Source organism: Kaistia granuli DSM 23481 (assembly GCF_000380505.1).
Lineage (GTDB): Bacteria > Pseudomonadota > Alphaproteobacteria > Rhizobiales > Kaistiaceae > Kaistia > Kaistia granuli.
Genome location: NZ_AQYH01000001.1, coordinates 93,564 through 107,383, shown reverse-complemented (window position 1 = coordinate 107,383; position 13,820 = coordinate 93,564). Strand labels below are relative to the sequence as shown.

Genomic DNA, 13,820 nt, shown 5'->3' with positions numbered 1-13,820 from the left:
TCGCATCGGGTCGCAGTGTTAATGTGTACAATCTGTATACATTCAACGTGACAGCAGCGCAAGCGAAGCTGACGCGGACGTCAACGGCCGTCGCGCAGCCAGACCAGCATGGCGCCGGGCTCCCGATTGGCCCAGGCGAAATAGGGAATGGCGGTGATCGTCCCGGCGACGGTCGCGGTCGGCTCGGGCCGGTAGAGCGTCTCGCTCCAGTCGGCCGTCTGGTCGATCGTGCCGGGGACGGCGAGCGTCACCACGCCGCCAAGAAGCTCGGGCTCGAACTGCGCCGTCGCCGCCTCGGGCAGCAGCCGAAGGCGCTGCGGCGGCGCCGCATTATCCGCCTCTTCGACGCAATAGATCACCGGGCCGCGCCGCAGCGCGACGCGGTCGGCATCCATGCCGACATCGGGATGGGCGCGGAGCCGCTCGACCGGCATGGCGAACGCCAGGCGGATCTCGTCGCCGGCGGCCCAGTCGCGCTCGATGCCGCAATAGCCCTTGCGGGTCAGCCGGGCGACATCAACCGGCGCCCCATTGACGGTGATCGTCGCGCCGCGGCACCAGCCAGGAATGCGCAGCCAGAGCGTCGCCGGCACGGGCTCGGCAGCCTCGACCTGAATGCGGATATCGCCGTCCCAGGGATAGGCGGTCTGCTGGGTCAGCCGCAGCGCCCTGCCCGCGACCTCCAGATCGATCGTCGACGCCGCATAGAGATGGATCGCGACATTCGCATCGTCATGGCTCGCGACATAGCCACCGAGCGAGGCGACGAGGCGCGCGAGATTGGTCGGGCAGCACGGACAATAGTGCCAGAGCCAACGCCGGTGCTGGCCGTGGCTCTCAAGTGGATTCTCGTAGAAATAGCGGTCGCCAGCCAGCGAGACGCCGGAGAGCGCGCCATTGTGGAGCGCCAGCTCCATGTGGTCGGCATAGCGGCCGTCGAGATCGATCTCGGCCATGCGATGCGCCCAGAACACCAGCGAGACGGCGGCGCAGGTCTCGGCATAGGCCGTCTCGTTCGGCAGGTCGAACGACCGCGTAAACCCCTCGTTCTCGACTGCCGGTCCCATGCCGCCGGTGACATAGAGCTGGCGGCTGGTCAGGTGCTTCCAGAGCTTGTCGAGCGCCGCCTTCAGCGCCGCGTCGCCGTTCTCGGCGGCGAGATCGGCCATGGCGCTGTAGAGATACATGGCGCGGACGGCGTGGCCGACGACCTCGTCCTGCTCGCGCACCGGCTTGTGCGACTGGCTGTATTCGTAGGTGCCGAAATTGAACGGCTTGCCGCCCGGATGGGCCTTGGCCTCCTCGTCGAAGAAATGCGGATCCTGCGTCCCGCGCTCGTCGACGAAATAGCGGGCGAGATCAAGGAAACGGCGCTCCCCGGTGGCGCGAAAAAGCTTCACCAGCGCCAGCTCGATCTCCTCATGCGCGTCGTAGCCGCGCAGCTTGCCCGGCTCGCGGCCGAAGCGGCTGGCGATATGGTCGACGCAGCGGATCATCACGTCGAGGAAGCGGCGCTTGCCCGTCGCCTGGAAATAGGCGACGGCGCCCTCGACGAGATGCCCCATCGAGTACATCTCGTGCCAGTCGCGCAGATTGGTCCAGCGCTTGTCGAGATCGCGGCGGATGAACCAGGTGTTCAAATAGCCGTCGGCGAGCTGGGCATGGTCGAGCTTCTCGACCAGAAAATCGATCTTCGCCTCGATCGCCGCATCGGGATGAGTGGCGAGGCTGTAGCTCGCCGCCTCGATCCATTTGCCGAAATCGGAATCGAAGAACATCTGCATGGAGAGGCCGTATTCGTTGATCGGCCGGACCAGCGGCTTCGGCGGCTGGTCGACGTCGAGCACCTCGATGAAGCCCTCCTCCTCCAGCCGCTGGAACTGGGTCGGAATGGTCACCTCGCGGTTGATGCGGGTGCGCTCGGCCCAGAAGCCGTCGCCAAAGACGACGCTGGTGTGCGGGACCGGCTTCAGGCGGCGGAAGGCGCTCTTGTCGGCAGGCATCTCGGTCATTTCCCTCGCAGCCTCGCCCCGGCGCGACGGTCCCAACCCACATCCGGCGAGACCATTCAGCCTGAGAAAAGCTTTTCTCAATGGATCCGGATGCAATCTGGACGATTTGTCGACATACTGCACGCAGAAAATCGCGTGCGCTGGGATCGGGGTGCGCGTCGGGCCGCTGCTGGTCGCAACGCGACCGTCGACAGCCGAAGCCGGCGAGCCCTATAAGGCTCGGACCTTGCGAGACAAAGGGGCGGATCGTGGCGAAGGACGGAAAGCGACAGCCGGGCGATCCGGCAGGCGAAACGGCGCGTCGGCGCGGCTTCGGCGTGTCGACAGTCTATGACGCGCTGAAGCGGGACATCCTCGACATGGCGATCGCCCCGGGCGACCCGCTCGACGAGGTGGGATTGTCCGCCCGCTTCGGGCTGTCGCGGACGCCGGTGCGCGAGGCGCTGGTCAAGCTGGTCGCCGAGGGGCTGGCGACGACGCTGCCCAACCGCAACACGATCGTGTCGATCATCGACTATGCCGGGCTGCCGGACTATCTCGACGCGCTGATGCTGATGTACCGGGTGACGGCGCGGCTGGCGGCGGAGCGGCGCGACGATGCCGATCTCGATACGCTTCGGCAGTGCCAGCGCGATTTCGTCGCCGCCGTCGCCGGTTCCGACGCCATCGGCATGATCGAGACCAACCGCGCCTTCCACCTCGCCATCGCCGAGGCTGGCGGAAATCGCTACTACACCGACCTGTTCGCCCGCCTGCTCAACGAGGGCACGCGCCTGCTCCGGCTCTACTACCTCACCTATGAGGACCACCTGCCGCAGGAATTCGTCGACGAGCACGAGGCGCTGATCGCCGCCATCGAGACGCGCGACCGCGACCGGGCGGAATCGCTCGGCCGCGACCACGCCGCCCAGATCGTCCGGCAGATCCAGACCTTCCTGGCACCGACGGCCGGGGCCGAGATCGGGCTTTAGGGGGCCGAACCCCCACAAACAAAAAAGGCCGGCCACCCATCGGGCGACCGGCCTTTGTCTTCAGACTGCGTTCGATCAGGCCGGGACGCCGGCCTCGAGGCGCTTGGCGATCAGGGCGCGGAGCGCGCGCAGGTCCTTGGCGAACAGGCGGATGCCTTCCGAGAGCTTCTCGGTCGCCATCTGGTCCTCGTTCATCGCCCAGCGGAAGCTCTTCTCGTCCGACGCGACCGTCGCGATCTTCTCGCCGGTATTGGCCGGGTCGAGCTTGCGCACCAGCGTGCCGTTGTCGGCGGCGAGCTTCTCAAGCAGCGCCGGCGCGATGGTCAGGCGGTCACAGCCGGCCAGAGCCTCGATTTCGCCGGTCGAGCGGAACGACGCGCCCATGACGACGGTCTCGATACCGCGCTGCTTGTAGTAGCTGTAGATCTGGCGGACCGAGAGGACGCCCGGATCCTCTTCCGGCTCGAACGTCTTGCCCGAAGCCTTGACGTGCCAGTCGAGGATACGACCGACGAAGGGCGAGATCAGGAACACGCCGGCCTCGGCGCAGGCAGCGGCCTGGGCGAGCGAGAACAGCAGCGTCAGATTGCAGTCGATGCCTTCCTTCTGGAGGATCGCCGCAGCGCGGATACCCTCCCAGGTCGAGGCCAGCTTGACGAGGATTTTTTCACGCGGAACGCCGAGAGCATCGTATTCGGCGATGATGTCGCGCGCCCGCTTCACGGACGCTTCCACGTCGAAAGAGAGATCGGCGTCAACTTCGGTCGAGATGCGGCCGGGGACGAGCTTCGACATCTCGGCGCCGAAAGCGACGGCGAGACGATCGGCGACATGCGCCGCGACCGCGTCCTGCGTGCCGCCCTGCTTGCGGCCCCAGGCGATGGCGCTTTCGATGACGTCCTGGTAGGCGGGCAGCTCGGCCGCCTTGAGCACCAGAGACGGGTTGGTCGTGCAATCGACCGGACGATAGGTCTTGATGGCCTCGAGATCGCCGGTGTCGGCAACGACAACGGTCATGGCTTTGAGCTGATCAAGTTTCGAGGTCATCGGACACTCCTCCAATCTGACTGCCGCGCATTCGCACGTTTGTACCTGGCATATGAGCATCCCGGCCGACAAATGGAAGCTCGAATTTATGTTCGTAACTCGAAATCAGAGCCCGATCGCGGTTGCCACAAAGTCAGCCGTTGCAATCGCGGCCGATAGCCGTGACGCTCCGCAACCCTGATCGCCTGCGCTAAGGATCTGCCTTGATGTCGAAACTCTCGCTCGCCGGTTCCTGGATGCTCTCCAACGGTGACATAGATGCGCTGGGACCATCAGAGGTTCCCGGCGACGTGCATTCGGCCCTCGTCGCGCTCGGCCGGATCGAAAGCCCCTATGCCGGCATGAACGAAGCGGACCTGCAATGGGTCGGCGAGACGAGCTGGGAGATCCGCCGCGACTTCGAGGTCGCAGGCTCCGATCTCGCCGATCGCTGGGCCGTGCTGGAGCTGGAATTCGTCGATACCTTCGCCGAGGTCTTTCTCAACGGCGCCGCCGTGGCGACGCTCGGAAGCTGCTTCCTGCGCCATCGCATCGACGTCACCGACGCGCTGAGGCCCGGCAGCAACGAAATCCGCATCCGCTTCTCACCCGCCGGGGCCGAGGCGATCGCGCGGGCGAAGAAACAGCCCTTTCCGATTCCCTGGAGCGTCTCCAACAACCGCGTTCCCGACCTGAACATGATCCGCAAGCCGCAATGCCATGGCGGCTGGGATTGGGGTCCCTGCCTGATGGTCGCCGGCATCTATGCCGAGCCGATCCTGCATCTCTATGACGCGGCGCGAATCGAGGCGGTGCAGATCCGCCAGCGTCACCATGCCGACGGCACGGTGACGGCGATCGCCGAGATCGAGCTTCTGACGCAGGCCGACGTCACGGTTCCCGTCACCTTCGAGCTCGCCGGCGAAACCATCCGACAGACCGTCAAGGTCTCGGCCGAGCATGGCGGCAAGGCGGAGCTGGCGCTCGATATCGGCAAGCCCGAGCTCTGGTGGCCGGCAGGCCATGGCGAACAGCCACTCTATGAGGCTGTCGTCGGTATTCCTGGTGACAGCGTCCGCCGCCGGATCGGCTTTCGGACGCTGGAGGTGGTGACGGAAAAGGACGAAGTCGGCGCCTCGATGTTCTTCCGCGTCAACGGTGTCGACATCTTCGCCAAGGGCGCCAACTGGATCCCGGCCGACGCACTGCCCTCAGCCATCACCGCCGAACGGATCGACGCGCTGCTTTCCGCCGCCGTCGAGGCCAACATGAACATGATCCGCGTCTGGGGCGGCGGCTTCTACGAGTTCGACGCCTTCTACGACGCCTGCGACCGGCTCGGCCTGCTGGTCTGGCAGGACATGATGTTCTCCTGCTCGCAATACCCCTCGACGCCCGATTTCCTGGCCGAGATCGACGCGGAGCTGCGCTACCAGATCAAGCGGCTCTCCAGCCGGCCTTCGATCGCGCTCTGGTGCGGCGACAACGAGGTGATCGGCTCGCTCAACTGGTTCGAGATCTCGCGCAACAATCGCGACCGCTACCTCGTCAACTATGACCGCTTCAACCGCGTCATCGACAAGGCCGTGCAGGACACCGATCCCGATCGCCGTTTCTGGCCGTCCAGCCCGTGCAACGGCGACATGGACTATGGCGACGCCTGGCACGACGACCGCTCGGGCGACCTGCACTTCTGGGACGTCTGGCACTCGAACAAGAATTTCGAACACTACTACACGGTGAAGCCGCGCTTCTGTTCCGAGTTCGGCTTCCAGTCCTTCCCGTCCATGACCGGCATCCGCGCCTTTGCCGGCGGCCGCGAGAACTGGAACGCGACCGCACCGGTGATGGAATTCCACCAGCGCGACGGTGCCGGCAATTCGCGCATCATCGACACCATGGCGCGCTATTTCCGCGTGCCGGGCGACTTCGAGAGCTTCGTCTACCTGTCGCAGTTGCAGCAGGCCCTCGCGATCGAGACGGCGGTGCGCTACTGGCGCAGCCTGAAGCCCCACTCAATGGGCGCGCTCTACTGGCAGCTGAACGATGTCTGGCCGGCCGTCTCCTGGTCGTCGATCGACCACTCGCTCGCCTGGAAGACGCTGCACTATCACGCCAAGCGCTTCTTCGATCCGGTGGCGCTGGCCGCCCGGCTCCTCGACGGCGAGCTAGTTGTCCGCGCCATCAACGACCGTCATCAGGCCGTGGTGATCGAGACCCGGTTGCGCAGCTTCGAGCTCGACGGCACGCTGATCGACGAGCGCCACGCCAGGACCAGCGTTCCCCCGGACCGCGCCGTCGAGATCATGACGATCGCGGCGCCGACGGCGCAGGATCGCTTCTACGTCATCGACGCCAAAGTCGACGGCGTCGCCGCGCCGGAGCGGCAGATCGTCGTGCTGCCCGACATGCCGAAGCGATTCGATCTGCCGGCAGCGGAAATCAGCATCGACGAAGAAGGCCCCGGGCGCTTCACCCTGTCCGCCAATGCTCCCGCCTTCCATGTCCGCGCCGAGGCAGAGGGCATTCCCGGCCATTTCGACGATGCGAGCTTCCTGCTGCTGCCCGGCGAGCCGCGCAGCGTCACGTTCAAGGCGGAAGCCGGAGGCCGCCGGCCTACCACCGCGGACCTGACCATTCACCACCTGCGCGCGACGTATCGATAGTTCGCCTCGCCAAAAGAAAACGGCGCGGAAATCCGCGCCGTTCGAGCCTGAAATCAGGAAGCTGCTCAGCGGTGCCAGCCGCCCGGGACATAGACCCAGCGGCCGTTGCGCCAGACCCACTGCGAATTGCGGTGATGCCAGCCCGGACGCGCGCGCACCCAGCGGCCGCTCATCCAGACATAGCGGCCACGGCGCCACTCCCAATGACCGGGCACCCAGACATAGCCACGGCGCGGCGGCGGCCGGCGCTCATGGCGCGGCGGCGGCGGCCGGCGATTGGGGCCAGGCCCGGGGCCTCCCCACGATTGCGCTTCAGCCTCTCCCGGGGCGATCGTCGCGAGCGGCGCCGCAACGGCCGCGGCCAGAAGTCCGGCCAATAGAGAACGTCGAGAAAGCATAGTCATCCATCCCATCACTTGTGGACGCGAAACCGCACCCGAATGCCACCCGCATGGGCTTTAACGCACGACGTTCGCGATTCCGTCGCTCGGCCATAAAATAAAATCAGAACGTGTAACCATTCTGGTCGAGAAACAGCTTCAGCCGTTCGGGGAACTTCAGAACTTTCAGGTCCTGCTTGCGGCAGGCGTCAATATCTGGCCCGGTCAGGCAGACCTCCTCGCCCTCATCCGTCTTGCTGTCCCACCGCTTCTGCAGTGCCAGGAACGCCTGCTCGCCCTCGCCAGCGCGAATGCTCTGTGCCACCCAGCCGGCCAGGAAGCCCGGCGACTTCCAGCGCTGGTCGGGATCGGCGCCCTCCTCCAGCTGCTTCAGCCAGTCGCGATGCGCGCTGGCGAAGCGCGGTTCCTTCGTCAAGTCGACGACCGCGCCGTCGCGCACCGTCTGGATCACCAGCGGTGCCGCGCTGCAGGCATAGCAGTCGAAGGCGTAGAGGAACTTGTTGTCGACGGTGACGATCTCGGCGACGCCGTCATTGTCGAGATCCTGCAGATAGTCGCCATCGCCGTCGAAAGCGCCGACCGGCACGGCGACCCAGCCCTTGGCGGTCTTCTCGGCGACGACGATCTCCGAGCAGCAATGTGCACCGCCGGTATAGTTGCTCAGATAAACTTCCTTACTGTCATTTGTCGGGTCGATCTCGACGATCGAGGCGCTCATGCCCGGCATCGACATGCCGGAGGCGGAGCCGACATGCTCAAGCACCAGCTTGCCGTCGACGCTGACCTGAAACACCGGCACGTCATCATCGGGATCGATCTTCGGCCGTCGTTCCTGGAACACCCGGACGGTGATGCCGCCGTCGCTGACGGTCGCTTCCCTGGCGCCTTCGGCATATTCGGTCGTCGGATAGGGCGAGAGCGTCGCGGCGGAGTCCTCTGACTCGTCCTGCGCGAAGACCATGCCGGCCGAAGCCGCCATCGCCGCCGCCGCCACCATGCCGACAATCGCCGACGACCCGAAAACTGATCCGCTGCGCACTTTTTTATTCCTAGACCTGGCCCCGACGCCGTCAGTCTAGCGGCACCGGCTTCCGCCGAACAGAAGTTGATGCCACCATCCCCTTCCAACAATGCGCCCGGTTCGGCGCAATCCCTTCCGCCATCGCCTTACGCAAGGATCTCCCTATGTCCGACGTCGTTTCGCCCCGCACCGGCGGCCGCCTCCTCGTCGAGGCCCTGGAAGCCAATGGCGTCGAGCGGGTGTTCTGCGTGCCCGGCGAGAGCTTTCTGGCCGTGCTCGACGCGCTGCATGATTCGCCCATCCCCGTCACCGTCGCCCGCCACGAGGGCGGCGCGGCGATGATGGCGGAGGCCTGGGGCAAGATGACGGGCCGTCCCGGCATCTGCTTCGTCACGCGCGGACCGGGCGCCACCAACGCCGCCTCGGGCCTGCATGTCGCCATGCAGGATTCGACGCCGATGATCCTGTTCATCGGCCAGGTCGGCCGCTCGATGCGCGAGCGCGAGGCGTTCCAGGAGATCGACTACCGGCGCATGTTCGGCGACGTCGTCAAATGGGTGGCCGAGATCGACGAAGCGGCGCGGATTCCGGAATTCCTGTCGCGCGCGTTCCATGTCGCGACCTCTGGCCGCCCCGGCCCGGTCGTGCTGGCGCTGCCGGAGGACATGCTGCGCGAGTTGGCCGCCGTCGCCGCGGTCGGTGCGTCCGAGCCGATCGAGACCTATCCGGGCCTGACGCAGACGGCGCAGTTGCAGAAGCTGCTCTGGAAGGCGGAGCGGCCGCTGCTGGTGCTCGGCGGATCGCGCTGGAGCGATCCGGCGATCGCCTCGATGCAGCGCTTCGCCGAGCGCTTCGACCTGCCGGTCGGTGTCTCGCTGCGCCGGCAGGGCCTGTTCGACCACGAGCATCCGAATTTCGCCGGCGAGGTCGGCATCGCCATCAATCCGGCGCTGGCGAAGCGGGTCAAGGAAGCGGACCTGCTGATCCTCGTCGGCGGGCGGATGAGCGAGATGCCCTCCTCTGGCTACACGCTGCTCGACATTCCCGAGCCGAAGCAGACGCTGGTGCATGTGCATGGCGGCGCGGAGGAACTCGGCCGCGTCTATCGCCCGGCGCTCGCCATCAACGCGACGCCGAACGGTTTCGCAGCCCAGCTCGAAGCCGTGCACCCGCCGGCGACCATTCCCTGGAGCGCCGAAACACGCGCTGCCAACGCGGCCTATCGCGCCTGGTCCGACCCGAAACCGCGCGAAGTCGGCGGCGTCGAGATGGGCGCCGTCATGCTGACCTTGCGCGATGTGCTGCCGAAGGATGCCGTGCTGACCAACGGCGCCGGCAATTATTCCAACTGGGTGCATCGCTATCATCGCTTCCGGGGATCGAGGACACAGCTTGCCCCGACCTCGGGCTCGATGGGCTACGGGGTACCGGCGGCCGTCGCCGCCAAGCTGCGCTTTCCCGAGCGCACGGTCGTCGCCTTCGCCGGCGACGGCTGCTTCCAGATGACGGGACAGGAATTCGGCACCGCCGCGCAGGAGGGGGCGGCGATCCTCGTCATCGTCGTCGACAACGGCATGTACGGCACCATCCGCGCCCATCAGGAGCGCAATTATCCCGACCGCATCGAGGCGACGAAATTGGTCAATCCCGACTTCGCCGCCTTCGCGCGCGCCTATGGCGGCCATGGCGAGACGGTGGAGCGGACGGAGGATTTCCTGCCGGCCTTCGAACGAGCCGAGGCGAACGGCAAGCCGGCGATCCTGCATCTGAAGGTCGACCCGCAGGCGATCTCCCCCGGTTCGACCATCGCCGAAATCAAGGGCAAGCGGCTGAAGGAATAGGATCGGTCTGCGGCGATCCGATTCGAGCGTCACCGCCCGGCAAGGCGAAATAGTGGACCCCGAGTCAGTAGCGCGGAAAGGACGAAGTCCTAGAACAGGCTTTCCTGCGTCGGCGGCTTTGGCTTGGCGGCACGCTTCGGGCGCGGTTCGGCGGCGCCGCCGGCGGCGATGGCGCCAATCTTGCCGTCCTGGAACTCGATCGTCAGCGCCTCGCCGCTCGCGACTTTCGCTGCGGCGCGGACCGTCCTGCCCTCGGCATCCGTCACCAGCGCGAAGCCGCGCGCCAGCACGCTGCGATAAGAGAGCGTCTCGGCCAGCCGCCAGGCGCGGTCGAGACGGTCGCGGTTTCGCTCGACGATGCGGATGAAGGCGCGGCCGCCGCGGCCGTCGATATCGGCGATCTGCACGGCGCCGCGCGCAACACGCTGCGACAGCGGCTCGATCCGAAGACGGCCGGCGACGCGGGCGAAGAGCGCGCGCTTGCGCTCGGCATGCACCTCCAGCGCCCGCCCCTGCCGCTCGCCGAGCGCGTTTAGGCGGTCGCGAGCGCGAAGGGTGAGGCGGTCCAGGGAAGACAGCGACAGGCGGCCGGCGGTCCGCTCCAGCTTGCCGCGATGCGCCAGCGTGTTAGCCCCGAGCGCGCGGCCGATGCGAGCCGACAGCTCGTCGAAGGAGCGGCGCGGTATCGCGAGCAGATCGTCGAGGCGCGGCAAGGCCCGGGCGGCGGCGCGAAGCTCGCGCCGGCGTGCCTCGACCAGGCGCAGCATGGCGCCGTCGAGCCGGCGGCCGAGATCGCTGACCGTGCCCAGCAGCTCCGAGCGCACCGGCACAGCCATTTCGGCAGCACCCGTCGGCGTCGGCGCGCGCAAATCGGCGGCGAAATCGATCAGCGTCGTGTCGGTCTCGTGGCCGACGGCGGAGATCAACGGAATCGACGAGGCGGCGGCCGCGCGGACGACGATCTCCTCGTTGAAGCCCCAGAGGTCCTCGAGGCTGCCGCCGCCGCGCGCGACGATCAGCACGTCGGGACGCGGGATGGCGCCGCCAACGGGGAGCGCGTTGAAGCCGGCGATCGCCGCAGCCACTTCCGCCGCCGACGTCTCGCCCTGCACGCGCACCGGCCAGACGAGCACGCGGACCGGAAAGCGGTCGTCGAGGCGATGCAGGATGTCGCGGATGACGGCGCCGGTCGGCGAGGTGACGACGCCGATCACGCGGGGCAGGTAGGGGATCGGCCGCTTGCGCCCCGAATCGAACAGACCTTCGGCCGCGAGCTTGCGCCGGCGCTCCTCGAGCAGCGCCATCAGCGCGCCGACGCCGGCCGGCTCCAGTGCCTCGATGACGATCTGGTATTTGGACGAGCCCGGGAAGGTGGTCAGCTTGCCGGTGGCGATGACCTCCATGCCCTCTTCGGGCCGGAAGCGCAGCTTGCCGAAATTGCCCTTCCAGATCACCGCCTCGATCTTGGCGCGGTCGTCCTTCAGCGCGAAATAGGCGTGGCCCGAGGAATGCGGCCCGCGATAGCCCGATATTTCGCCCCGCACGCGGACAAAACCGAACGCGTCCTCGACGGTGCGCTTCAGCGCCATCGAGATTTCGGAGACGGAATATTCGCCGGCGTTATGGACGGGATCGGTCAAGTCGGTCGCGGCCCTTCTTCATGCCGCCGAGACGTGCCGACGGGAATTGCCGGTCCTGAATGCCCCCGCCGCCCGTCCCGGTCAAGCCGGCAGCCGCGCCACCTTGCGGCCTGGCCGGGCTCCGCGCTATCGAGACGCATGTCGCGCTATGATTTCACCACCCAACGCCTGTTCATCGATGCCCCGCTCAACGCGGGCGCCCGCATCGTCATGGACAAGGGCCAGACCAACTATCTCGTCAACGTGCTCCGCATGCGCGAGGGCGACCCGGTGCTGATCTTCAACGGTCGCGACGGCGAATGGCGCGCCACGCTCGCCGAGGCCGGCCGCAAGGGCGCCGTGCTGACGGCCGACGCGCTGTCGCGCGAGCAGACACCGCCCTCGACGCTCCACTATCTGTTCGCGCCGATCAAGCAGGCGCGGCTCGACTACATGGTGCAGAAGGCGGTCGAGATGGGCGCCGGGCTGATCCGGCCGGTGATCACCCGCCGCACTCAGGTTTCGCGCCTGAACGACGACCGCCTCGTCGCCAACGCGATCGAGGCGGCGGAGCAATGCGGCGTGCTGTCGATCCCCGAGATCGCGTCGGCCGAACCGCTCGCCGCCCTGCTCGCGCGCTGGCCGAAGGACGAGCCCGAGCGGCGGATCATCTTCTGCGACGAGGACGAGACCGGCGCCGATCCGCTGTCGATCCTGCGGGCACTTCCAAAGGGCCCGCTCGCCGTGCTGATCGGCCCCGAAGGCGGCTTCTCGCCGGAAGAGCGCGAGATGCTGCACGCGCTCCCCTTCGTCACAGCGATCCCGCTCGGGCCCCGCATCCTGCGCGCCGATACCGCCGCCGTCGCGGCGCTGGCGCTGGTCCAGGCAGTCGCCGGCGACTGGGTCGAGACTTAGTCCACCGGGGCAACGGTATTTCTCGGGATACGCTGTTCACAGAAACGTGAGGTCACTTGATCGCAGCCCGGCGTCAGTCCGGTCTCTTTCATTCCAAGAGGAAGCGAGATGATCTAGAGTCATTCCATTCTAGAACATCGAGATCGGGCCGAGTTGTCGCGCCGACTTCTATTGACCTCTACTCGCGATGATGGGATGCAGCCGGCGTTAGTCGCCGTGATCCACGGCGGCCAGGGTTCCGCCCCCTCGATGAACGGAGATCACGACGATGCTTAGCCTCGCCCGCCTTGCCGCCGCCGCCGCGCTGCTGGCAACCACCGCGCTGCCCGCCCTCGCCGAGGGTGAAGTCAACGTCTACACGACGCGCGAACCCGGCCTGATCCAGCCGCTGCTCGACAGCTTCAGCAAAGAGACCGGCATCAAGGCGAATGTGATCTTCGTCAAGGAAGGCCTTGCCGAGCGCGTCGCCACCGAAGGCGCCAATTCGCCGGCCGATCTGCTCTCCGTCGTCGATTTCGGCAATCTGATCGAACTCTCCGATCGCGGCCTGACCCAGCCGATCAAGTCGGCGGCGCTGGAAGAGGCGATCCCCGCCAATCTGCGCGACGCGGACGGCCAGTGGTTCGGCCTCTCGATGCGCGCCCGCGTCATCTATGCCTCAAAGGACCGGGTCAAGGACGAGACGCTGACCTATGAGGACCTGGCCGATCCCCGCTTCAAGGGCAAGATCTGCATCCGCTCGGGCCAGCATCCCTATAACACGTCGCTGATCGCGGCCGTCATCGCCAAGGACGGAGCCGATGCCGCCAAGGGCTGGCTGACAAGCGTCAAGGACAATCTGGCCCGCAAGGCCGGCGGCGGCGACCGCGACGTCGCGCGCGATATCCTCGCCAATCTCTGCGATGTCGGCATCGCCAATTCCTACTATGTCGGCCTGATGCGGTCCGGCAAGGGCGGCCCCGAGCAGGTCGAATGGGGCAACGCGATCCGCGTCATCCTGCCGACCTTCACTGACAAGGCCGGCACGCATGTGAACGTTTCGGGCGCCGCCGTCGCCAAGAACGCCCCGAACAAGGAAAACGCCGTCAGGCTGCTGGAATACCTGGCCTCCGAGCCGGCCCAGGAGATCTACGCCAAGGCGAATTTCGAATATCCGGTCCGCGCCGGTGTAGCCGCCGACCCGATCATCGCCGAACTCGGCACGCTGACGGTCGATCCGACGCCGCTGACGGCGATCGCCAAGGAACGCAAGCAGGCGAGCGAGCTGGTCGACGTCGTCGGCTTCGACGGCTGATCCTGCCGATGCGCCGCCCAAACGGCATCCCACGCTGTTTCTCATGCCCCGGAT

At 66.7% G+C, this 13,820-nt stretch carries 10 protein-coding genes; 5 read left to right on the top strand and 5 right to left on the bottom strand.

Annotated features, from left to right (window positions below):
- Positions 1-80 precede the first annotated feature (80 nt).
- Complete coding sequence (locus tag G342_RS0100450; protein WP_018181125.1) at positions 81-2,012, bottom strand: glycoside hydrolase family 127 protein; 1,932 nt, start codon at positions 2,010-2,012, stop codon at positions 81-83.
- 248 nt (positions 2,013-2,260) lie between these two features.
- On the opposite strand from G342_RS0100450, the gene G342_RS0100445 reads away from it, so the two are divergent.
- Positions 2,261-2,983, top strand: a complete 723-nt coding sequence (locus tag G342_RS0100445; protein ID WP_018181124.1) for a GntR family transcriptional regulator — start codon at positions 2,261-2,263, stop codon at positions 2,981-2,983.
- A 75-nt stretch (positions 2,984-3,058) separates the two neighbouring features.
- On the opposite strand, the gene tal is transcribed toward G342_RS0100445, so the two are convergent.
- Entirely contained in the window at positions 3,059-4,030 is a 972-nt protein-coding gene (tal, locus tag G342_RS0100440) for a transaldolase (protein ID WP_018181123.1), read from the bottom strand.
- Between the two features lie 206 nt (positions 4,031-4,236).
- Here tal and G342_RS0100435 point away from each other — a divergent pair, with 206 nt between their 5' ends.
- Positions 4,237-6,675 (top strand): beta-mannosidase, encoded by a 2,439-nt coding sequence (locus tag G342_RS0100435; RefSeq protein WP_018181122.1) that lies wholly within the window; start codon positions 4,237-4,239, stop codon positions 6,673-6,675.
- Between the two features lie 65 nt (positions 6,676-6,740).
- On the opposite strand, the gene G342_RS0100430 is transcribed toward G342_RS0100435, so the two are convergent.
- Together G342_RS0100430 and G342_RS0100425 are read right to left on the bottom strand one after the other, a co-directional pair.
- Entirely contained in the window at positions 6,741-7,073 is a 333-nt protein-coding gene (locus tag G342_RS0100430) for a YXWGXW repeat-containing protein (RefSeq protein WP_026303972.1), read from the bottom strand.
- A 106-nt stretch (positions 7,074-7,179) separates the two neighbouring features.
- Entirely contained in the window at positions 7,180-8,115 is a 936-nt protein-coding gene (locus G342_RS0100425) for a hypothetical protein (protein ID WP_156830735.1), read from the bottom strand.
- Positions 8,116-8,261: 146 nt separating this feature from the next.
- Between G342_RS0100425 and G342_RS0100420 the strand changes: the two genes are divergently transcribed.
- On the top strand, positions 8,262-9,938 hold the full coding sequence (locus tag G342_RS0100420) for a thiamine pyrophosphate-binding protein (protein WP_018181119.1): 1,677 nt from the start codon (positions 8,262-8,264) through the stop codon (positions 9,936-9,938).
- A gap of 89 nt (positions 9,939-10,027) precedes the next feature.
- Here G342_RS0100420 and xseA read toward each other — a convergent pair whose 3' ends face one another.
- Positions 10,028-11,578, bottom strand: a complete 1,551-nt coding sequence (gene xseA, locus G342_RS0100415) for an exodeoxyribonuclease VII large subunit (RefSeq protein ID WP_018181118.1) — start codon at positions 11,576-11,578, stop codon at positions 10,028-10,030.
- Positions 11,579-11,716: 138 nt separating this feature from the next.
- On the opposite strand from xseA, the gene G342_RS0100410 reads away from it, so the two are divergent.
- On the top strand, positions 11,717-12,472 hold the full coding sequence (locus G342_RS0100410) for a 16S rRNA (uracil(1498)-N(3))-methyltransferase (protein WP_018181117.1): 756 nt from the start codon (positions 11,717-11,719) through the stop codon (positions 12,470-12,472).
- A gap of 268 nt (positions 12,473-12,740) precedes the next feature.
- Positions 12,741-13,766, top strand: coding sequence for a Fe(3+) ABC transporter substrate-binding protein (locus tag G342_RS0100405; RefSeq protein ID WP_018181116.1), 1,026 nt, complete (start codon positions 12,741-12,743; stop codon positions 13,764-13,766).
- The last annotated feature ends 54 nt before the right edge of the window (positions 13,767-13,820 follow it).